At 45.5% G+C, this 22,521-nt stretch carries 17 protein-coding genes; 3 read left to right on the forward strand and 14 right to left on the reverse strand.

Annotation, left to right across the window (positions count from 1 at the left end; all coding sequences use genetic code 11):
- Nucleotides 1–24: 24 nt before the first annotated feature.
- Nucleotides 25–2,190, forward strand: coding sequence for a 5'-nucleotidase C-terminal domain-containing protein (locus ACTHPA_RS09375; protein WP_440499915.1), 2,166 nt, complete (start codon nucleotides 25–27; stop codon nucleotides 2,188–2,190).
- A 43-nt stretch (nucleotides 2,191–2,233) separates the two neighbouring features.
- Here ACTHPA_RS09375 and ACTHPA_RS09380 read toward each other — a convergent pair whose 3' ends face one another.
- From ACTHPA_RS09380 to ACTHPA_RS09410, 7 genes are all read right to left on the reverse strand, one after another.
- The gene (locus ACTHPA_RS09380) at nucleotides 2,234–3,313 is read right to left on the reverse strand and encodes a CapA family protein (RefSeq protein WP_440499916.1); all 1,080 of its coding nucleotides are present in this window, start codon (nucleotides 3,311–3,313) and stop codon (nucleotides 2,234–2,236) included.
- Nucleotides 3,314–3,428: 115 nt separating this feature from the next.
- On the reverse strand, nucleotides 3,429–3,611 hold the full coding sequence (locus ACTHPA_RS09385; RefSeq protein ID WP_440499917.1) for a hypothetical protein: 183 nt from the start codon (nucleotides 3,609–3,611) through the stop codon (nucleotides 3,429–3,431).
- 293 nt (nucleotides 3,612–3,904) lie between these two features.
- A complete protein-coding gene (locus ACTHPA_RS09390; RefSeq protein ID WP_440499918.1) occupies nucleotides 3,905–6,283 on the reverse strand; it encodes a bifunctional 2',3'-cyclic-nucleotide 2'-phosphodiesterase/3'-nucleotidase in 2,379 nt (792 codons plus the stop codon).
- A gap of 179 nt (nucleotides 6,284–6,462) precedes the next feature.
- Nucleotides 6,463–7,851 carry an ABC transporter substrate-binding protein gene (locus ACTHPA_RS09395; protein ID WP_440499919.1) on the reverse strand — a complete coding sequence of 463 codons (1,389 nt, stop codon included), beginning with the start codon at nucleotides 7,849–7,851 and terminating at the stop codon, nucleotides 6,463–6,465.
- A gap of 33 nt (nucleotides 7,852–7,884) precedes the next feature.
- On the reverse strand, nucleotides 7,885–8,697 hold the full coding sequence (locus ACTHPA_RS09400) for a carbohydrate ABC transporter permease (RefSeq protein ID WP_440500098.1): 813 nt from the start codon (nucleotides 8,695–8,697) through the stop codon (nucleotides 7,885–7,887).
- 2 nt (nucleotides 8,698–8,699) lie between these two features.
- The gene (locus ACTHPA_RS09405; protein ID WP_440499921.1) at nucleotides 8,700–9,596 is read right to left on the reverse strand and encodes a carbohydrate ABC transporter permease; all 897 of its coding nucleotides are present in this window, start codon (nucleotides 9,594–9,596) and stop codon (nucleotides 8,700–8,702) included.
- Nucleotides 9,593–10,726: an ABC transporter ATP-binding protein gene (locus tag ACTHPA_RS09410; RefSeq protein WP_440499922.1), complete on the reverse strand. Its 1,134-nt coding sequence runs from the start codon at nucleotides 10,724–10,726 to the stop codon at nucleotides 9,593–9,595. The genes ACTHPA_RS09405 and ACTHPA_RS09410 overlap by 4 nt, the downstream gene beginning before the upstream one ends.
- A 137-nt stretch (nucleotides 10,727–10,863) precedes the next feature.
- Here ACTHPA_RS09410 and ACTHPA_RS09415 point away from each other — a divergent pair, with 137 nt between their 5' ends.
- The gene (locus ACTHPA_RS09415; protein ID WP_440499923.1) at nucleotides 10,864–11,730 is read left to right on the forward strand and encodes a glycerophosphodiester phosphodiesterase family protein; all 867 of its coding nucleotides are present in this window, start codon (nucleotides 10,864–10,866) and stop codon (nucleotides 11,728–11,730) included.
- Between the two features lie 47 nt (nucleotides 11,731–11,777).
- Here ACTHPA_RS09415 and ACTHPA_RS09420 read toward each other — a convergent pair whose 3' ends face one another.
- The 4 genes from ACTHPA_RS09420 to aceA form a co-directional block, all read right to left on the reverse strand.
- Nucleotides 11,778–12,944 carry a pyridoxal-phosphate-dependent aminotransferase family protein gene (locus ACTHPA_RS09420; protein WP_440499925.1) on the reverse strand — a complete coding sequence of 389 codons (1,167 nt, stop codon included), beginning with the start codon at nucleotides 12,942–12,944 and terminating at the stop codon, nucleotides 11,778–11,780.
- Nucleotides 12,945–13,065: 121 nt separating this feature from the next.
- Nucleotides 13,066–13,194 carry a protein YhfH gene (locus ACTHPA_RS09425; protein ID WP_440499926.1) on the reverse strand — a complete coding sequence of 43 codons (129 nt, stop codon included), beginning with the start codon at nucleotides 13,192–13,194 and terminating at the stop codon, nucleotides 13,066–13,068.
- A gap of 19 nt (nucleotides 13,195–13,213) precedes the next feature.
- On the reverse strand, nucleotides 13,214–14,770 hold the full coding sequence (aceB, locus tag ACTHPA_RS09430) for a malate synthase A (RefSeq protein WP_440500099.1): 1,557 nt from the start codon (nucleotides 14,768–14,770) through the stop codon (nucleotides 13,214–13,216).
- An 80-nt stretch (nucleotides 14,771–14,850) separates the two neighbouring features.
- Complete coding sequence (gene aceA / locus ACTHPA_RS09435; RefSeq protein ID WP_440499927.1) at nucleotides 14,851–16,143, reverse strand: isocitrate lyase; 1,293 nt, start codon at nucleotides 16,141–16,143, stop codon at nucleotides 14,851–14,853.
- A 185-nt stretch (nucleotides 16,144–16,328) separates the two neighbouring features.
- Here aceA and ACTHPA_RS09440 point away from each other — a divergent pair, with 185 nt between their 5' ends.
- Nucleotides 16,329–16,781 (forward strand): LytTR family DNA-binding domain-containing protein, encoded by a 453-nt coding sequence (locus tag ACTHPA_RS09440; RefSeq protein ID WP_440499928.1) that lies wholly within the window; start codon nucleotides 16,329–16,331, stop codon nucleotides 16,779–16,781.
- Nucleotides 16,782–17,218: 437 nt separating this feature from the next.
- Here ACTHPA_RS09440 and ACTHPA_RS09445 read toward each other — a convergent pair whose 3' ends face one another.
- From ACTHPA_RS09445 to ACTHPA_RS09455, 3 genes are all read right to left on the reverse strand, one after another.
- Entirely contained in the window at nucleotides 17,219–18,364 is a 1,146-nt protein-coding gene (locus ACTHPA_RS09445) for a polysaccharide pyruvyl transferase family protein (RefSeq protein WP_440499930.1), read from the reverse strand.
- 103 nt (nucleotides 18,365–18,467) lie between these two features.
- A complete protein-coding gene (locus ACTHPA_RS09450) occupies nucleotides 18,468–20,696 on the reverse strand; it encodes an S-layer homology domain-containing protein (RefSeq protein WP_440499931.1) in 2,229 nt (742 codons plus the stop codon).
- Nucleotides 20,697–21,017: 321 nt separating this feature from the next.
- Entirely contained in the window at nucleotides 21,018–22,481 is a 1,464-nt protein-coding gene (locus ACTHPA_RS09455) for an O-antigen ligase family protein (RefSeq protein WP_440499932.1), read from the reverse strand.
- Between the last annotated feature and the right edge of the window lie 40 nt (nucleotides 22,482–22,521).

Here is a 22,521-nt window from a genome sequence, read left to right on the forward strand (position 1 = left end):
AAACCCATAAAAGGAAGGTGCATTATGTCAACGAAGTATTTTAAAGGCGCGGCTGCGTCCATGTTGCTGTTCAGTATGGCGGGAATTACCCCTGCTGCCGTTTCCGCAGAAGAAGCGTCAAAAGATTTCTCAATGACTGTGTTCCACACGAATGACACCCATGCGCAGTTGGACAACATCCCCTATTTCTCTGCACTATTGAAAGCAAAACGTGCGGAAGTGCCGCACAATGTCTTGTTGCATGCTGGTGATGTGTTCTCGGGTTCCCTCTATTTCAACGAATTCCTAGGACAAGCGGACCTAGCATTCATGAATTATTTTGGTTATGACGCAATGACCTTTGGAAATCATGAATTTGACCTAGGCAGTTCGGAAGACGGACATAAAGGACTTGCCGACTTCATCAAGAAAGCAGAGTTCCCATTCGTTTCAGCAAACGTCGATTTCTCAGCCGACAATAATTTCAAAGACCTTCAGCTTCGAGAAGTGACGGCTGAGCCTGAAAACGGCAAAATCTTTAACGGAATTGTAAAGGAAATTGATGGGGAGAAAATCGGAATATTTGGTTTGACGACTGAAGAAACTGTCGATATTTCCAGTCCGAAAGAAATAAAGTTTACGAATTACATCACTGAAGCAAAGGCAGCAGTTGAAGCGTTCGAAGAGCTTGGCGTCAATAAAATCATTGCTTTGACACATATCGGCTTCAATGATAGTGATGCTATCGATAATGATAAATTGCTCGCAGCTAACGTCCCAGGCATTGATATTATTGTCGGCGGACATACGCATTCCAAATTAGATGAACCGTTTGTACATGAAGGAGAAGCAGGACCTGTCGTCATTGTACAAGCAAACGAACATCAAAAATTCCTTGGACAATTGGATATTACATTCGATGAAAATGGAGTTATTAAAGAGTACAATGGAGTGCTTCATGCAGTCGACACCAAAGAAGGAGAAAAAGACGCTGAAGCAGAAGAGAAGCTAAAACCATATGCCGATAAGGTTGGAGCAATTAAAAACTCACCGACTGGCGGAGTTGCAGATGTGTTCCTAAGCGGGCTGCGCGACTTGGGCGGCGTCCGTGCAGGTGAAACGAATCTTGGAAACATCATTACAGACGGAATGTTAGCAAAAGCGAAGGAAGTCGATCCGGAAGTTGTCATAGCATTCCAAAACGGCGGTGGCATCCGTACTTCCATTGATAAGGGCGAAGTCACTTATGGTGAGGTCCTCACTGTCCTGCCATTCGGCAACAGCCTTGCAATCATGGAATTGACCGGAGCTGAGCTTCGTGAAACATTCGAGCATTCTGTCAAGGAATACCCGAAAGAAAGTGGCGGTTTTCTTCACGTCGCTGGCATGCAAGTCGTCTTTGACGGTACTGCAGAGCCTGGAAAACGAGTCGTTTCATTGAAAATCAATGGCGAAGAAGTCGAAGCGGACAAGATGTACAAAGCAGCAACGAACGTTTTCACTGCTAAAGGTGGAGACGGCTTTGAAGCTCTTGGCAAAGCATACGAAGATGGCCGTGCAAGCGAACCTGGTTTTAGCGACTGGGAAAACCTTGCAAATCATATTAAGTCGTTAGGTACAGTTACAACAGGAATTGAAGGTCGAATAATCGCGACTGTTCCTTACAAAGATGTATCACTTGGCCATTGGGCTTATCCATACATCTCTGATCTCTACTATCGAGATATTTTGACGAAAGATTCCACGTTCAAGCCTGGTAAGCATATCACTCGCGCTGAAATGGTATCATGGATCGTTAAAGCAAATGGATTAAAAGCTGAAGGTCAAGCGCCATTCTCAGATCTCAACGGTCTATCCGACGATTTGAAAGCTGATATTGCGGCTGCCTACGAAAACGGCATCGTAAAAGGCAATGACGGTAAATTCAACCCGAACGATAAAGTGACGCGTGCACAATTTGCTTTAATACTAGAGCGTGCATTTGAAAACTACACTGGTGAGAAGTATACAGCTTCTGCGAAAGCACCTTATTCCGATTTCGGAAAGTATGCAGATGATGCGGTAAACGCAATCTCCATGTTGCATGAGCTCGGAATTGCTTCAGGCTATGAAGGTAAATTTATGCCAGAACAATTCACAACGCATCAACAAGCAGCAAAAATCGTTTCGAATTATATTTACAATACGAAACAAGTGAAAAAAGCAGAGTAACAGACAAAACATGCCCCTTCTCGCGAGCGAGCGGGGGCATGTTTTATTTAGATGGAAGGCCAACATGGTTCGTCGCCCATTCTTCATTAAAATTAGATTGAGTATTGGCATCCTTCAACGGTACGACTATAAATCTATTATTATCGTCCTTGACGACAGCTGTCGGATAAAATGTCGATTTATCTATTTGCACGAAGCGTTTCCCTGCTAGTTCGGTAGTTGATACGTGCACTTTTGCAATACCGCCGATATTTGTCGAATCGAATTGTTGGGCGGAATAAAAGTTTCCTAGCGAATAAAACACTTCCGTATTCCCTATTTTCTCGTAATGCTGCAATACATGAGGATGATGGCCGAAAATGATATCGACCCCTTCCGACGAAAGCCACTCAGCAAGCTCCTTTTGGCGCGCAGAAGGATATAACGCATATTCATCGCCCCAATGAATGGAGACGACTGTAATATCGACTTCTTCCTTCATTTCCTTAATTTCTGTTTCTATGCGTTCTTTGTCAATTAATGAAACTAAATGGCCCTTCCCTCTCGGTATAGCAGCTCCATTCAAACTGTATGTATACGCCAAAACGCCAATGTGGACGCCTTTCACATCAAAGATCCGCTTAGTTTCCCGGTCCTCAATAGACTTATACGCACCGACATACGGCATTTCATATTCATTCAAATGCCCGATTGCTTTCAATAGGCCGCTTTCCTTCTGGTCAAGCGTGTGGTTGTTAGCGATAGATAGCATATCGACCCCACTCGCTTTCAAATCTCGAATAATATGCTTTGGGCTATTGAATAGCGGATAACCGGACAAACCTAGCTCCTTTCCACCTGGCAGCGATTCTTGATTCGCAAGCAGAAAGTCGGTTCCGCTCATCTCATCTTTCACTGCACTGAAGGAATTGTCATAGTTATCGTATGTATAGAGCGGATAATGCAACAGGATGTCCCCGATCATGCCGATTGTCATGTCGGATGATTTATCATGTAAATCCAAGACATACGGATTGCACTGCAGTAAGGCAAAGTCATCGGGACGGACGATTTCTTCTCTATTTTTCATACACCCAGTTAATAAATAGCTGCATGCTAAGGACAATATAGCAATACGTTTCAAACAACTATCCCCAGTCGTAAAGTAGTAGTCTCTTTCACACTATACTCCAACTTTGAAAAATATGGAAGATGCAAAAAAACCTACGCTTCGTCGGGAATAAGCATAGGTCTTCGTATTATTGTTCCCATTTGTGGTCCGTTGGCTGTTCTCTGCATTCGGTTGAATTACGATATTGCATCATTTGCTTGTCCGCGTCCTGTTCGGGCTCGAAGTCCGGGTAACGTTTAGCGTTTGGCATTCCTGTGAATCCTTCACCCTTTTCATCATTAGGATTCGTTTGAAAACGGTTGTCTTTCATGGTGAACAGCTCCTCCATTTTCATTCTTACCTTAACGATACCCATAATCCTGTCTTTTAATCGAAGGGACAGTAGGAGGAAGAGAAAGGCGAGGTTTATGATCACTTGTGGAGATTTATGATCACTTGCGGAGATTTATGATCACTTGCGGAGTTTTATGATCACTTACCGAGATTTATGATCACTTGCGGAGATTTATGATCACTTGCAGAGATTTATGATCACTTACCGAAATTTAGATGTAGATGAGAAAAAGAGCAGGGGTTTCCCCTGCTCTTTCATATTCAACTTCCTTATTTCAATTGGATGGAGAAGTTCGCGAAGCCATCTTTCGTCGGTGCGACGAATTCGATTCCGCTATCTGTCGGAATGAGGTCTTTCGCTTTCTCTGCTGTTTCGAATACGATTTTTACATCGCCTTTGACCGGAACGAACTTCCAATTGTCATCCGTTGACGGGTCGATCGTTTCTTCTGCAATCATGTAATCCATGATCGCTTCACGGTTTTCGTATGCATATTCGATTTTATCGGTTGCATTAACGACGCCCGGGAAGCTTCCGCTAGCACGGTAGTTATTCGTAACAACGACAAATTTTTGTTCAGGATCGATTTCCTTGCCGTCGTATTGTAAATTGACGATACGGTTTGCATCTGCATTGACCGTTTTGCCTGCATAATCATATTTCGCTGGTTGTGTGACGTCAATTTCATATGTCACCCCATCAATCACATCGAAATTGTACGTACGGAATTCAGGATTGACCAAATCTTGCTCTTCTGTTGAAGCAGGATCGATCTGATTGAATTGACCCGCAGACATTTCAAGCCATTCCTTCACGTCCGCACCGGTCAGAACAATTGCATTCACCGTATTGTCGTATACGTACAAATCAGCGACGTTCTTAATGGCAACTTGTCCCGCAGGAATGTCAGTATAATAGTTTGCTCCATTGCGTCCGCCCGCTTTGAATGGTGCACCTGCCGAAAGGATCGGTAAGCTTTCATACTCTGTGCCTTTCAATTGCTCTTCTACATACCATTTTTGTGCATTTGTTACGATTTGAATGGAAGGATCATCTTTCACTAATGAAAAATAGCTCGTTATTGCAGATGTCGTTTTGCCGACAGGGCTGCGGACATACTCGATCGTGCCTTCATGAGCTTCTTTCACAGCTGCAATCACTTTTTCCGAAGCAGCATCGGATTTGGAATCAATTTCACGTAGTGACCCTTTGCCGCTAACTACTTTCCAGCTTTCCCCATCTTTTTCAAGAACTAGATCCATAACACCCAAATGGCTTCCGAATTTGCCTGGCATAACGATCGGCGTCCCATTGACAGTACCATTTTCACTGTCAACGTTTTTCAGATCTGCATAATCGCCAGGGAATACGGAGTGGTTATGGCCTGTTAAAACTGCGTCGACTCCGTCGATTGCAGTAATTTGGTAGGCAACATCGTCTTCCTCTTTCGTATGGATTTCATCTCCCATACCTGAGTGGGAAAGTACGATGACGACATCTGCTCCTGCTTCTTTCATTTCTGGAACGAATTTTCCAACCGTATCTGCCGCGTCTTCTGCCGTCACTTTCCCTTCAAGATGGGAACGGTCCCAACGCATGATGCCTGGAGCTACTACTCCGATGACGCCGACTTTCAGCACATGGGTTTCCCCATTGCCATCCACGACTTCTTTGTCCATGATGACGTAAGGCGTATAGCGGTTCTTTCCTGTTTCAGCATCATAGACATTCGCATTTACTATTGGGAATGGCGATTCTGCCAATACTAGATCCAAATAGTCGAGTCCGTAGTTGAACTCATGGTTACCTAAAGTGCTAGCATCAAAGTCAAGAGCTTGCAGTGCTGCTAATGCAGGATGCAACTCTCCTTTTTCCAACGGATCGACAGACACTTTATATCCGCCAAGCGGAGTTCCTTGAATCAAGTCACCGTTATCGAATAATAGACTGTTCGGGTTTTCTGCACGAGCTGCTTCAATGAGAAGAGCAGTCTTCGCCAATCCGAATTCATTCGTCGGCTTGTCCTGATAATAATCATAGTTTACGAAGTTCGTATGCAAATCGCTCGTGCCGAGTATACGAAGAGCGATTGCGTCCTTATTTGTTTCATCCACTTCAGGTGCTGCGTTATATACTGCGAGCATCCTGTCGATGATTTTCTTCACCTGTCCATTTGTTACGATTTGCTGCGGCTTCGCAGTACCATCCTCATAACCTCTGAACAGATCCAAACCGACACTTTTCGCCAGTTCTTCTAGTTCATCAGTTTTGAAGTCCGCCTTATCTTTGAAACGATCTAATAACGTGACCGGATAGGTTTCCTCCGACTTCACTGCACGCGATGCGATTAGAAACGCATGCTCACGAGTCAGCTTCTCATCAGGTTTGAACTCGGTCGAAGTGGCACCTTTTATAAGTCCGTGTTGTTGTGCCGCTTCAATGATAGGAGCCAACGATTCGTCGACATCCGTAAATTCGATCGTGCTTCCATCTCCCAATTCCAGTTCAAGCGCTTCCACGACGGCTGCTATGAATTCCCCGCGTGTCACATCTTGAGCTCCCGCCGCTTTTGCGACAGACATTGAAAAACCGCTGAATGCAAGTGCCATGACAGCAATCCACATTCCCGCTTTTCGAATGAAAGACATGATTCCATCTCCCCTACTGTAATTTTTATTTTAAGTGCGATATTGCACGTAAAACCATTTCTAGTAATCTACTATTCTATACAATATCATAATTGGAAATAGGGATGAATTCACATTCACTCATTTCATCCCGAAAAAGCCGTCCGGCAATCAACAATCGATTACCGGACAGCCTATTGTCATTGTTTTGTCTTGTTCGCAATTTCCATCGCACGATTTGTTCCTTCTGCAGCTTTATCAAGCACTTCTTGCGGATCTTTTCCTTGGTATAGTTCTTCCAAGGCCGTTACGATCTGCTGTCTCGATTCAGGGAAAACAGAAATAAGCGCGCCTTGAGTTGCAAGGCCAGGAATCGTGTCTTGAAGCTGATCCACTGTTACTTTGTATTGTGGGAATTCCGCCCACTTATCCTTAACGCTTTGCTCGTCATAGGCTGCAGGGTTGATAGCGAAGTAGCCTGTATCGAGATGCCATTTCGCTTGGACTTCAGGTGTAGTCAAGTATTTCATGAACTCCCAAGCCGCTTCCTGCTCTTCTTCTGCAATGCCCTTCGACATCCATAACGAAGCACCGCCGATGACAACGCCATTACGTTGAACTTCATCTGCATGCGGAATATAAGCGACCCCTACTTCAAACGGAGCGTTTTTGATAGCTCCCGCTACACCAGCAGACGAATCCATATACATCGCTACTTTGCCCGTTGCAAATGCGGAACGGATATCATCCCAGTTTGTTCCGAAGTTACCGAATGTGCCAGCTTTGTTCATCGTATCGAGGAATCGGAATACATTCAGCCCTTCAGGTCCATTGAATAAAGCTTCTGTCGCGTCTCCAGATCTTCCGTTGTCTTCATTGACATACAAGCCGCCTTGCGTCGCAACGAGCTGCTCGAAAAACCAACCGTACGTCAACATGGAAAATCCATACATTTCATCTGTTTTCAGCTTCGCCGCCGCATCAATCACTTCTGAGAACGTTTCCGGTGCCTTTTCAGGATCGAGTCCAGCTGCTTTGAATGCATCTTTGTTATAGATCATTACCGGCGTTGAGGAGTTGAATGGCATTGAATATAACTCGCCGTCTACACGGTAGTAGTTCAAAATATTTTCCTCAAGCTGGGAAAGATCATAATTATCTTCATCGATGAATTTCTGCATCGGCTCGATATAGCCGCTGTCGATCATATATTTTGTTCCTACTTCAAACACTTGTGTAATGGCTGGAGCATCTTTCGTTCCGCCGACTCCACGTAGCTTTGTCAACGATTCCTCATAGGATCCTTGGAATTCCGCCTTCACTTCGTATTTGTCTTGGGATTCATTGAACCCTTTAACGATGGCGTCAATTGACTCTTGCCCAGTGCCTGACATCGCATGCCAGAATTCGATTGTCACTTTTTCGCCGGTTGCAGCGCTATCAGCATTCGTCCCTTCCGTTCCGGATGACGAGTCATTTGTTGTTGGTTCATCCGTCTTTTTATCGCTGTCGCTGTTCGTACAAGCCGTCAAAATCGCAACCGCAAGAATCAGCATCCAAAATAGAGAAGAACTGAGTAGTTTCTTCAAATTACATGCACCCCTTTTAATTGGTAGAATTGATCATTTTAACGCACCTTGGGATAACCCTTTTTGCAGCTGCTTCTGTCCGATGAACAGTAAAAGCAGCGTCGGTATGATGACTACAATGACTCCTGCCATGACCACCCCCCATTCGGTTGCGATTTCTTGGGACTGCAGCTGCTTCAGGCCGATTTGTACAGTCCGAACAGATTGGTTTGTCGTTATGAGCAGCGGCCATAAATACATATTCCAAGTTGTCAGGAAGCCGTACGCGCCCAACGTGACAAGGCTTGTTTTCGAAATCGGGAGGACGACCCGCCAGAAAAAGCGGAATCGGCTGAGCCCTGCGATTTGAGAAGCTTCATGCAGTTCCTTCGGTATCGTAAGAAAATGCTGGCGAAGAAGGAATGTGCCGAATGCAAGCGCAAAAAACGGTAATGTGAGCCCTTGATACGTATTGAACCAATCGAGCTTGCGGATCGTGAACACGTTCGGAATCATCGTCGCTTCCCACGGGATCATCATCGTCGATATGAACAGGAAGAAAATGAAATCCCTCCCTTTGAACTTAAAGAAGACAAACGCATATGCAGCAAGACTGCAGACGACAAGCTGACCGAGCATGACGCTCACAGAGACGATAAAGCTGTTCAGCAAGTAGTTCAGCAACGGCAACCGGCTGAACACTTTAACGTAATTGTCAAAGTTGATCGATTCCGGGAAAAACTTTCCTTGGATGATCTCCGGACCCGTCATGAATGAAATCATGAATGCGTACAATACCGGGAAGAAGACGAATGCCGAAGTGATAATTAATAAGAAATAAATCCATATTTTCGAAGCGAGCCCCATTTTCATTGGTAGTGCACCTTCCTTTCACCCAATTTGAATTGGAGGATGGTGACAACTAATATGATGAGGAATAAAATGATGGCTTGCGCACTGGCAGTCCCGAACTGATAGTTGATGAACGCCTCCCGATAGATCGAGTAGACGATCAAGTTCGTCGACTGCGAAGGTCCGCCTTTCGTCAAAATATCGATCTGGCCGAATGTCTGGAACGCGTTAATCAAGGAAATCGTAATGATGAAAAACAGCGTCGGTGACAGCATCGGCAACGTAATGCGTCTCAACCGATAGAAATAGCCCGCTCCGTCGATTCTCGAGCTCTCGTAAAGATGCTCGTCGATGTTTTGCAAACCACCTAAAAGAATGAGGAATGAAAAACCGATATTCATCCAAATTGTCGAAATCGACACGGATAACAGTGCCCATTCCGGATCGAGAAGCCATTGGATTTGCGGGAAATTAAAGACGCTCAGCAAACGGTTGAACATCCCGATGCTCGGGTTGAACATGAACAGCCAAATGACGGATGACGCAGCGACGGAGATACCCATCGTCGATGAATACATCGTCCGGAAAAATCCAATTCCCTTCAATTTTTCATTGGCAAGTAATGCAAAGAACAACGCCAGGATGATTGTAATCGGAACAGTATACAATACAAACAGCCCTGTCGCTTTCATGCTATTCTGGAATTCAGATGATCCGAGCAAATATTGAAAGTTTTCAAACCCGACCATGATGGCGGCATTACCCGTTTGATCTGTCAGGAAAAAGCTTAAATAGAGCGTCCGAAACATCGGATAAAATACGAAAATGGAAAACAGAATGATAGATGGCAATAAATAAAGGGCAGCTGTCCGGCCGTCTATGGATTTCCTCCACATTGTTGCAAACCGTGTCATGGCGACACCTCTTGCTGCGTAACATAGTTGCCATAGTCAATTGTTTTCTTAACAAGCTCTCCACTCTGTTCGTCAAAGATGGACAATGATTCAAATTCCATCCGAACTGGCAGGCGATCGCCGATGCCGATATGCCATTGGCCGGTCCATTTAGCCATCCATTCCTCCTCGCCGAGTTTGAATGAAAAGACGGTTTCATTCCCTAGGATTTCAACGTTCGTCACTTCGACATGGAAAACGTCCTCTGTCGCAGTTTCAGGCGTTACAGGATGGAGGTTTTCAGGACGAACTCCGACTGTCATGGATGTCCTTGGCAATGTTCCGATTTCATCGACAGGGACATTCAGCTTGAAATCATTTCCGATATCAAGCTGTCTAGTCGATTCATTGTATTCCGCCTTTGCGAGATTCATAGGAGGCGATCCGATGAACGTCGCGACGAATGGATTTGCAGGATAATTGTAAATGTCGATCGGCTTGCCGATTTGCTGAATCTTCCCTTCATGGAGGATCATGATTCGATCACCCATCGTCATCGCTTCCACTTGATCATGGGTGACGTAAATCATCGTAATGCCGAGACTTCTTTGGATCCTTCTAATTTCGGAACGCATATGGGCACGCAGCTTCGCGTCAAGATTCGAGAGCGGCTCATCCATGAGACAAATTGGCGTTTCACTGACAATCGCTCGAGCTAAGGCTACCCGTTGACGCTGGCCACCGGAAAGTTCTCGCGGCTTCCGGTCTAGATATTCGGTCAAGCCTAGCATTTCTGCCACTTCTTTCGCCTTTTTCCGCTGTTCCTCCTTTTTCATCTTTTTTACATCGAGGCCGAATGTAATGTTTTGCTGGACCGACAAATGCGGATAAAGCGCATAGTTCTGGAAAACCATAGAAAGGTCACGTTTATCAGGTGATAGATTATTCGCGACTTTATCGCCGATTTTTAGTGTTCCTCCTGTAATTTCTTCAAGGCCAGCAATCATACGGAGCATCGTACTTTTACCGCAGCCTGAAGGACCGACAAGTACAAAAAATTCGCCGGGCTCGATTGTTACGTTTATATTGGATATAACGTCCACTTGTTTATCGTATGATTTAGAGACGTCTATCAGTTCAACCTGTTTCATTGATCAAAATCCTTTCCGCTAAAATTTTCTAGTAATCTGAAAAAGTAGTCTTACAACACACTTCGCTAAAAGAAGTCACAATTCCTTCCTTTTTTCTCATTCTTTACAATTACTTTACGATCAAGGAGGAAATATTCGTGAAAAAAGGGATACTTTTTGTCTTACTTGCCCTTCTAGCAGCTTGTTCAACTACCTCGAAAGCGGCTTCTTTACCTGAAGATAAATTTCTAGTGATTGCTCACCGCGGGGCTTCCGCCTACGCGCCGGAGCATTCCTTATTATCCTATGGATTGGCAGTCCAAATGGAAGCCGATTATATTGAATTGGATGTTCATATGACGAAAGATGGGGAGCTTGTTTCGATGCACGATTCGATTGTGCATACGCCGAACGGTAACAAGACTGTAGCACAGGTCGAATTTCAAGAGTTGAAGGACATACAGCGCGAGTCGAGTTACGACGGTAAGCTGCCCGTTTCTTTCCCACTGGATTTTGACTCGTTGCGGATTGTCAGTACAGAGGAGATTTTTTCGTATTTCCAAGATGACGTCAATTACTATATCGAACTGAAAACACCTGCCTCTTACCCTGGAATCGAGGAAGCGTTGCTTGGGCAGCTGCTGGAGTTCGGGCTGTTACCTTTGGATGACGCAGACATGCCAAAAGTGATTCTGCAATCATTCGATGCCATCTCTTTGAAGAAAATCCATGAGCAGGAGCAGGCCATTCCGCTTATACAACTGTATTCGGCGAAAAATGAAACGATGCTAACGAAAAAGAGATTGGGGAAAGTCGCCAAGTATGCTTCTGGCATCGGTATCGATAAGACAGTAGCAACAGAAGAGTTAGTGAAGACTGCACACGAAGAAGGACTGCATGTCCACCCTTTCACGGTGAATGAAGAAAAGGACATTAAACATATGATTGAAATCGGTGCAGACGGGATATTTACAGATGTGCCGGATGTGGCGGTTAAAGTGTTGAAGGAGTTTCAGGAGGATTGAAAAGCCCCCCAATTTCCAAGTGAAGGAAATTGGGGGGCTTAATTTTATTAAACAAGCGATGCTGTTGCTTGTTTGAATTGATTCACTGCTTGGTCGATCGACACATCGCGACCGGTTTCTTTCAACGCTTCGCCGATTTTTTCGATTGCTGAAATGAGCATTTGTTCCGATGTGTTGCCCATATGGCCCATGCGGAATGCTTTACCCGCCAAGTGCGCCAACGCGCCTGCGACAACGAGTCCTTCCTTGGCCAAAGCAGCACGGAATTCAGCGTCATTGACCCCTTCCGGGTAATGGAAGCAGCTCAATGTCGAAGCGGCAACTTCTTCGTCCGCCAATGGCGCCATGCCATATTCCCGTAGTGCGGCGCGCACACCGCGTCCATATGCCTCATGCCTTGCATAACGCTTTTCCAATCCTTCTTCAAGGACAAGCTTCATCCCCTCGTCATAAGCATAAATCAAGTTTACGGGAGGAGTTGCGAAATATTTGGACGGATCATGCATGATTGGAATCCAATTTTCAATATCGCAGTAATAGGCAGGAATACGTCCGAGCTGTTTACGCGCTTCCAATGCAGTTTGGTTGAATGCGACAATCGCAAGTCCCGGTGGAACACCAATTGCTTTTTGGGAGCCAGTCAGGACGACGTCAATCTTATATCCTGCTTCGCCATACTCTTTGCTCATATCCTCTTCCATCGCAGCAGTTGCGCAAACCCCGTCCAAAATGACGAGCGCTCCGTGCTTTTTCACGATCGGGACAAGCATCTCCAAGTCGGCAGCCACTCCGGTGGACGTATCTGCATGCGTGATCGTCACCGCCTTGTATGTATGCTCCGATAATTGACGCTCCACTTCTTCAGCCGCAACTTGTTTGCCCCACTCAGCTTGGAGGACATCGATTTCAATTCCGAATGCCTTCCCGAGCTGGATGAAACGGTCTCCGAAATAACCATGGCTGATGACTAAGAGCCGCTCTCCGGCACCCACCGTATTAACGAGCGCCATTTCCATCCCGATTGTCCCCGATCCGGCGATGACAAATACTTCCCCGTCCGTATTGAACATCTCGCGCGTCCGCTCAATCGAACGCTTGTAAATTTCGACGAAGCGAGGATCCGTATGCCCTCTCGTCTCACTTGCCATTGCATCGTAAATTGAATCGACGACCGGTGTAGGTCCAGGAATTAAAAGCATCTCTTCATTGCGCATCCTAACATCCCCTTTACGTTTTATTTTCCCTTCTATCATATCATCATCATTCGTCAGAGAGGGAGTGAAACCCTTTTATTAAAATGACCCGCTCTCCTAACAAGGAGACCGGGCCACGTCATTATTCTTTATGTTTGCCGATGCAGCGCTCGCACTCATAGAGCAGGGATTCAACTTTCTCGACGATTTCGCACCCGCATTCTTGGCAATACTTTTTCGATTTCCTATTCACGCCTGTCGTTTTCACCATTATGAACCTCCTCCTTTTCCTATGATAATTTTGTATAGCCAGGCAGCGTCAGAAATTCCTCGAACTCATCTTGCAACGTCAATTCGACGAACAGATCGGCTGCCTCGTTAAATTTGCCGAAACGGAACTCCTTTTCGCCTACTGCTTCTTTTAATTTTTTCATTTCATCTGCAAATATTTCCTTGAACAATTCCATATTGATTTTCCTGCCGTCCACTAGGCGACCTTGAGGATGACGGATCCATTGCCATACTTGGGAGCGGGAAATTTCCGCAGTCGCTGCATCTTCCATTAAATGATTGATTGGAACAGCTCCATTCCCTTTCAACCAAGAAGCAATATACTGGACGCCGACGCTGCAATTCATCCGCAATCCCTCCTCCGTTATCGTCCCAGACGGCACTTCCAGCAAATCTGACGCGGTCAATTGCACATCTTCACGTTTCCTGTGGACTTGATTCGGCGTTTTCATATGCGCATCGAATTCAGCCATCGCCACCGGGACAAGCCCGGGATGTGCGACCCATGTTCCATCATGTCCATCCGTCACTTCACGGCGCTTATCTTCCGCGACCTTTTTGAATGCTTCCTCGTTTGCTTCAGGATTATTGCGTATAGGAATTTGTGCCGCCATCCCTCCCATCGCAAATGCGTTCCGCCGGTGGCATGTCTGGATGCAAAGCTGTGTATAAGCTCTCATAAAGGGTGAAGTCATCGTAACTTGACTGCGATCCGGCAAGATGACATCGGGATGTCGCTGAAGTCTTTTAATGAAACTAAAAATATAATCCCAACGACCGCAGTTCAGCCCCGTTATGTGTTCACGCAATTCATACAAAATTTCATCCATCTCGAATGCAGCCGGAATTGTTTCAATTAACACCGTCGCCCTGATCGTGCCTGTCGGTATACCTAACTTTTCCTGTGCGAAGATAAATACTTCATTCCACAGCCTCGCCTCCAAATGGCTTTCGAGCTTCGGTAAATAAAAGTACGGACCTGTGCCCTGCTCCATCAATTCTTTTGCGTTATGAAAGAAATAAAGTCCGAAATCGAAAAACCCTCCCGCCATCGGCTCGCCGTCGATATGAATATGCTTTTCGTCCAAATGCAGTCCACGTGCCCTTACCATTAACACAGCTGTTTCTTCATTCAAAGAATAATTCTTTCCATTGGACGCCTGCTCAAATGAAATCGTCCGTCTCACAGCGTCTTTCAGATTGAGCTGTCCATCAACCATATTCGACCAAGTAGGCGAAGTTGCATCTTCAAAATCCGCCATGAACGCTTTTGCCCCGGAATTAAGTGCGTTGATGATCATTTTCCGATCGACAGGTCCTGTAATTTCAACCCGCCGATCTTGCAAATCAGATGGAATCGGTGCAATCGTCCAATCTCCCTCACGAATATGCTTCGTTTCCTCCAGAAAGCGAGGTTTCTCGCCAGCATCAAATCTTTGTTGCCTCAATTCCCTCGCTGCAAGCAATTCTTTCCTCCGACCATTGAATTGTTCATGCAAGCTATAAATGAATTCAAGCGCTTCCGGTGTTAAAATCTCCTCCGTTGCTACAGTCATCTCACCAAGCACATCCAAATTGAAACGCGTCCGTTGAGTAGTCAGTTGAATCATCCTTTCGTATCATGTATGGATTTGGATTAGACGAACTGCGCCTCTTCCGTTGACCCTTTCATAGCCGTCGTTGAAGACGTGCCTCCCGAGATAACTTGCGCAACTTCATCGAAATAGCCCGTTCCGACTTCGCGCTGATGACGGGTTGCCGTATATCCTTTTGATTCATTCGCAAATTCAGCTTCCTGCAGCTTTGAATAAGCAGCCATCCCTTCAGTTTTATAACCGTGGGCCAATTCAAACATGCTATGGTTCAATGAATGGAAGCCTGCCAACGTAACGAATTGGAATTTATAGCCCATCTTGCCGAGCTCCCGTTGGAATTTGGCGATTGTTTCGTCATCCAAATTCGTTTTCCAGTTGAATGATGGCGAACAGTTATAGGCGAGCATTTTGCCTGGAAACTTTTCATGGATGGCATCCGCAAAAAGTTTCGCTTCTTCAAGATCTGGCGTCGACGTTTCACACCAGATGAGATCGGCGTATGGCGCGTATGCAAGGCCGCGGGCTATCGCCTGTTCAATACCGGCTTTCGTCCGGTAAAATCCTTCCGGCGTCCGCTCTCCAGTAATGAACGCGTGGTCGCGCTCATCGATGTCGCTCGTAATCAGATCCGCTGCATCGGCATCTGTCCTCGCAATGATGATTGTTGGAACGCCTAATACGTCAGCTGCTAGTCTCGCCGAAATCAAATTCCGGACTGCGTTCTGCGTCGGTAGAAGCACCTTTCCTCCAAGGTGACCGCATTTCTTTTCGGAGGCAAGTTGATCTTCAAAATGGACGCCTGCAGCTCCCGCTTCAATCATCGCTTTCATTAATTCGAACACATTTAGTGGACCTCCAAATCCCGCTTCCGCGTCAGCGACAATCGGAGCGAACCAATCAAATTCGTCCGTCCTGCCTTCCGCATAATCAATCTGATCTGCGCGCTGCAACGCTTGATTGATACGCTTCACGACATTCGGCACGCTGTTCACCGGGTAGAGGCTTTGATCGGGATACATCTGTCCCGCCATATTCGCATCCGCCGCCACTTGCCAACCGCTTAAGTAAATCGCTTGGAGCCCCGCTTTCACTTGCTGTACGGCTTGATTGCCCGTCAGTGCGCCAAGCGCAGCGATGAAATCCTCTTCGTGAAGTGATTTCCAGAGCCGCTCTGCTCCTCTTTTCGCCAACGTATGCTCAACTTGAACAGATCCCCGTAATTTGATGACGTCCTCGGCATTGTATCCACGCTCGATTCCCGACCAACGTTCTTCCTCCTGCCAGCTTCTTTCCAACTGCTCAATTTGTTCCATTCGTCCTTTTTGTTTCGCCATTTCACACCACACCTTTCGATTAATAGAGTAATTGATACTTTCTTACTGTTCCACAACAGTTAAAGTTGTTATACATTACTATATAACAGAATATTAAAACTGTCTGTGCATTCCGACAAAAAGGCAGTTTTAGAGGATGAATGAGAAAATAGCGTGATGAAATCGATGAAGGGGAAGATAAATGAATGGAGAAAAAATTACGTGCGGATATCTTGCATCAAATAACTAGTCTGCAAGGGGATTGGATGCCGATTGAAATAAACGGGGAACAAGCTGCACTTGTCGTCATCCTTACTCCTGATCAAATTAATCCATTACGGATTCTCACCGGAAAGCTCGACGACGAATGGTACCCTGTACCGATTGAACAGATCACCCATATCGAAAGCTATCAGAAAAAGACTTTCTTCTATACAGAGGACGGTCAATTCAGTGTGTCGAGCACGCTGAAAGAATTGGAAAAGCGGCTGCCTGAAATCTTCTTGCGCATTCACCGCTCTTATATTGTGAACACAGCTAAGATTTCACGGATTTCGCGCGATTTCTCGTCGAATCTCGTTGTGACGTTAGTGGATGGTACAGGATTGCCGGTGAGCCAATCGTATGTGAATGATGTGAAGTGTGTGCTGGGGTTTTGATGGTGGGAGTTTTAGCGTGTTAGGTTGCGGCTTTGAGCGCAAAAGGTGGTATTTTGAGCGCGAGGGTGGACTTCTTGAGCGCAAATTCGATTTCTTGAGCGCGGGGGCGGAACCTTGAGCGCCGATTCGATTTCTTGAGCGCGGGGACGGACTTCTTGAGCGCGGATTTGTTTTCTTGAGCGCGCGAGTGGACTTCTTGAGCGCGGATTTGTTTTCTTGAGCGCGTGGGTGGACTTCTTGAGCGCCGATTCGATTTCTTGAGCGCGCGGGTGGACTTCTTGAGCGCGCGGGTGGACTTCTTGAGCGCCGAATTGATTTCTTGAGCGCGGGTGGATTTTTTGAGCGCGAAGACGAACTTCTTGAGCGCTGATTTGATTTCTTGTGCACTTACTCAATAAAAAGCCGCCGGATAATTATTTATCCGGCGGCACACTCTATCATTTATTCAACGCATTCGTAAATTGAACAGTTCCATTCATCGCTTCATCATACAGCTTCTTCGATAGCTGTTCGGTTTGCTGCAAAGTCTCCTTCCAATCAGAATTCATTTCATTGAACGCACCGAGGAAGTACTCGTCGTTTTCATGAAGTTCATCGATTGGGAATGAAAAACGGTCCAGCCCAGCCAAACTCATGAAGTCTTTCACTTTATGATGGTATGAAATCGCCATTACTGGAGTTTCGGTGCACGTCGCTAATATTAATGAGTGCAACCGAGTTCCGATGACGATATCTTGCTGCTCTGTCACTTCCAATATTTTAGAAGGCAATAAGTTTTCATCGATGATTGTCGTTTTCGAACGCTCAGTCATCAACTCCTGAATATCCTTTGTCACATTGGCGTCCTGCGGAAACTTCGTTGCGAAAAATGAAATTTCGACGTCACGCCCAGATGCGAGCTTATCTAGATTTTTCGCCATGCCTTCAACGTATTTCTGATAAATATCAGGATTCCCTTCCGGCCAGTAGTCGGCGTTGTAATAAGGGACAGCAGTGACACCAATTTTAGTCGGTACAATAGATTTATCTGAAGCGCCTTCTTCACGTAATGAAAACGCAGGATCGCCGATCACATCTACTTGTTCGTTGACACCGATAGACCGCAATAACTGTGCAGACTCCGGATCCCTGACAGAAACACTTTCAGCATGTTTGCACATATAGCGGATGAACCATTTTCCTAACGACGTATGCAATGGGCCTGCCCCGCATCCATATATGACATATGGCGTTTTCGACTGTTTCGCCATCATCGCATACGATCCGTACAACGGCGCTTCCCGGCGGTACAAGTCCATCAAGATGCCGCCTCCACCGATAATGAGCAAGTCCAGCTTTTTCACGACTCTCTTATTTTGGCGGAATGTCTCGATGAACGTCTTGACAGCATTCCCTTTTTTATAATAGAGCGGATAACTTTCCACACCGTATCTCTCGGCCGTCTGTTGCGGATTATTGCTGAAAATGGTGAGCTGAGACGTATTAATATCGAAAGTGGATGTTACTTGTTTTACAAGACTAAGCAAGATCGCTTCGTCCCCGTTATTATCGTTTCCATAATTCCCTACAATTCCTATTTTCATAATCCAACATCCTTCTACAAATAATGTACTTATTATATCATGCTTCGATTGTAAAGAAAAAAATGCCGCGGACCGTATAAACGATCCGACGGCATTTTCATGATTATTTATTAATGGCGCGGTATAGGAATGCGCTGAATTGTGCGCGGTTTACCGGTTTATTCGGTTCGAAGTTCCCTTTTTCATTCCCTGTCGTAATTTTATGGTTTGCAAGGATATGAACTTGTTTGTATGCCCAGTGGCTTGAAGGCACGTCTTTGAATTTCTTCTCGGACTCCCCTTGCAACTCGTAAGCTTTCACGAGAATTGCAGCCATTTGTGCACGCGTCAACTGACCAGCAGGATCGAATGTACCGTCCCCTTTACCTCCGACGAGTTTCGCTTCAGCGATGGCGTTGATTTCGTTGAAGTAACGATGCGTCGTCGGAACGTCACTGAACTTTTGAGCTCCTTTAACAGAAGTATCCAAGTTGAAGACGCGGCTTAAAATAACAGCGGCGTGTTCCCTTGATAACGTCTGGCCAGGGTTGAACTTGCCGTCCAGATCTCCTTTAATATAACCGAGGTCTTTCAAGAAACGGATTTCCGTATAGTATGCATAATCTGACGGGATATCCGTGAATGCAGGCATTCCATCGGACAACTCGATTGGAAGTGATGCTGTTTTCGTTCCGAGCTTCACGTTTACGGACCCTTTGCCAGGCACTTTAGACGCTTTGAACGTTCCTGTTTCTGTAATAGCACCGACATCACCGCTTACGCTCCATGTCAATTGTTCAGGAGAATAAATGACCGGCTTTCCTTGTGCATCGGTTGCCGTTGCTTTGAAAGTCACTGTCGATCCAGGTTCGATTGACGAAGTACTTGGTGAAATCGTCAACTTTGCAGGTGCATCAACAATCGTAATCGGGAATGATTGCGTTGCAGTGCCGTATTGGACGTTAATGCGATCAGTTCCTGCTGCTGTTGCCGTAAATGTCGTACCTGAAACGGATGCTTTGCCGTTAGCGGACGTAATTGACAATTGGGATGCATCCACTTTCAACGGATTGTAATACGTATCCAACACGTAGTTGATTGTCAACGGAACGCTAGCACCAACGAGCATTTCACCAACTTGTCCACGTGAAACACTAATATGCGCTGGATCGCTGAGCGGTGCAGTGCTAATCGCTTCAATGATCGCTGATACTTTCCGCTGGCTAGTATCAGTCGTCCGGTTTGCAAGAACGACCGTATTGCTGCCATGTTTGCGGATGCCCATCGTCGTCGAACCTCCGCCGTCAAAGTTGATGGCACGGTCGTAACCTTGGGATGCCAAATAATTCGCGAACTGTGTCAGTGTCATGCCGTTGCTATATCCGCTTTTGTTATCCACTGTGATGAGGTCGACTTTCTTTTTATCTTTGCTGATGGCAATTGCCGTGCGTGCCGTCATCGCTTTTGCACGCCAGTTCGATGTATCCATCGTAATGTATGGCTTGCCGTCCTTTAACAGCATTGGCCCACTTGCCAACATGAAAGATGAATCCATCCACTTCGAGTCTATTGATAAGTTAAGAGAAACGGTCTCCCCAACTTTAATCCCTTTTAATCGTTCCAACGGCTTCAATCCATGTGCGGAAATGACAAATCCTGTTTTTGGAATCGTGACTTTTTCTTTTGATCCATAATCTCTCACTTGCACAACTTTTCCAGTCAATTGCTGCCCATAATATGTAGACGTAATTGGTTCACCGGTATCTACGACGATTTCGATACCGAATTCATTAGACCCGGTCGTAGATGAAATATGTTGTGGTGTAAATACAATGGTTTCATCAGCTTGCCTTTCGCGGTTCAACCCGGTCATCTTGTAATCCGTGCCTTGATGGTTGATGCGAATGTCGAAATTGAACTCATCAATTTCTGCACGGCCGTCATTCATGACACCAAAGGCAATAGGCTTGCTCACATAATATTCACGGGAACTTGAAATGACGCCGCCGTTGATGATTTCATTTCCTTGCGAAATCAAATACATTGGCAATCCTGACTTCATGTCGAAAAATGATGCATTCACTGCTCCAACTACACGATTCCCATCACGTGTATCCCGATTTGCAAGTGTTGTCGTCGCGTCCCGTTTTGCTAGCGGGGATGGCAATCCGACATCGAGCTTCGTGTAAGGGTCATTCAAATTGACACTTACATGATTAATATGGTTCGTGCCCGAATGTGTGTAATGCGTATACGTCACTCCGGAAGAAACCGGATAGCTATCCACTGTCTGCGTGTTCGCAGATGCTCCAGCTGGCACTGCCACTAAAAGTGAAACAGCAGCCGCTGTCATCGCGACCTTTTTCCCGAAATTTTTCAATGAATCTACTTTATTAATGATAAGTCGACACCTTCCTTTCTATGAATCAATGTCCAGCTTACCAAACGTTTCGACAAATTACTATAATCCATAAGAAGGAAATAGCGGACAAAGTGTTGTCCTGTCTAGATTCCGACGTAATTCGATTGGTAAATACTGTTTGATTCAGGAAGAAATCGTCATTATTGCTTACAATACTAGGAGACTAACTGAGGATTTTTTAGAATGGAATTATAGTAGATTTTTTCATTATATAAAAAAGACCACCCGGCGAAGTGGCCGGATGGTGAGTAGTCAAATATCTTTCGTTTTGAATTTCGTGTATTGATTCGTCATGGAAGCGAAGACGCCGAACAGGATGAAGTAGAACATCGTGTAAAGCTTCAGCTCCCATATATTATAGTAAAAGCCGGAGAAGCCAGTTGCGAACCAAAGCGCAATCATGAATTTGCCCATCGGTGTTTTCCGTTCCTTCCAGAACAGGTACAGCATGCCGAGCAGAAAGGCTGCGAATAAGATTACGCCGATAATTCCTGTCTCCGTAATGATTTGAATATATTGGTTATCCGAATAGAAATACTTGCCTCCGTAAATATCCGAACGGATTCCGTAATGATCGTAAATCGGCGATCCATACGATAATGTAGCGGATCCGCCGAACGAGCCGAATCCTGAACCTGCGACCGGATATTCCTTGAAGATTTCAAAGCCTTTCTTAATATAGAAGAAACGGCCGCTTTCAGACATGAGCGCCAAGTTTTGCTCGTTAAACGTCTCGCCGAAACGTCCGGCGATGCTGCCTGCCGGATCTTCCGGCGGTTCAACCCCAAGTTTTGCGACAAAGCTAACGCCTAAATTCACCGGATAGTAGATGAGGATAATTGCAGCGATACCTGCGATAACAAGCTTTTTCAGCAAATGCCAATTCTTGGTCATCAGAATGAAAATCGCTCCAAGAACAAAAGCAGAAATCCATGTTCCTCGTGAATACGTTAAGATGAAGACCCCGACGAACAGCACTAGGTTGATGTTCAAGAACCACTTATATTTTTCGCCTTTATAAATGTGTTGTAAAAATAGCAACGACATAATTCCGAAAAGCAATAATAATGCCATTGAGTTCGGATTGCCTGGCAATCCGTAAATGCGCACGAAGTTCGTTGAGCTTAACGTTTTATATTTCCACACATCGGGCAATAGCAACTGGCGCATCGAAAGCTTTTCAATGAGGCCGTGGATGGAGGAAATCATGCTCGTCCAAACCGTTACCCAAGCGAGTCTTTTCAACCAGTCATCTGGCAACGTCATTCTTGCGATGATGTAATAAAGCAAGTACATAATGACAAATGTCCGAACTTGGAAGATGATCGCTTGCGGCAGAACGTCTTGAAGCAATCCGCTGATCGATCCTGCGATCAGTAGTGCGAAAAACGCCCATTCGAACCATTTGAATGAAAACAATGTTTTCCAATTACGTCCGCTTGAAATGACAATCTTGATGAACGCTATGAAAGTGATCAAATCACCGATCAACTTCAGCCCTGAGTTCACTTCCACGAGCAACGGGCGGATGCTTACATAGATGACGAGAAATAATAGGCTTTGCTGTGGCCTGAAAAATGCAAAAAGAACAAAAAACAATGATGTCGCGACGAGTGCAATGGACGATGGAAGGAAAAGTGCGACCACGACGACCGCCAATGCAACTAAGAAATAAACTGTATCTTTTTCCTTCAATTTGTTTGTAAGTGTTGTCATTAACAATAAAACCCTTTCCACGAATGATCTCCAATAGGTT

The sequence above is a fragment of the Sporosarcina sp. SAFN-015 genome (assembly GCF_051966875.1).
In the GTDB taxonomy this organism is placed as follows: Bacteria; Bacillota; Bacilli; order Bacillales_A; family Planococcaceae; genus Sporosarcina.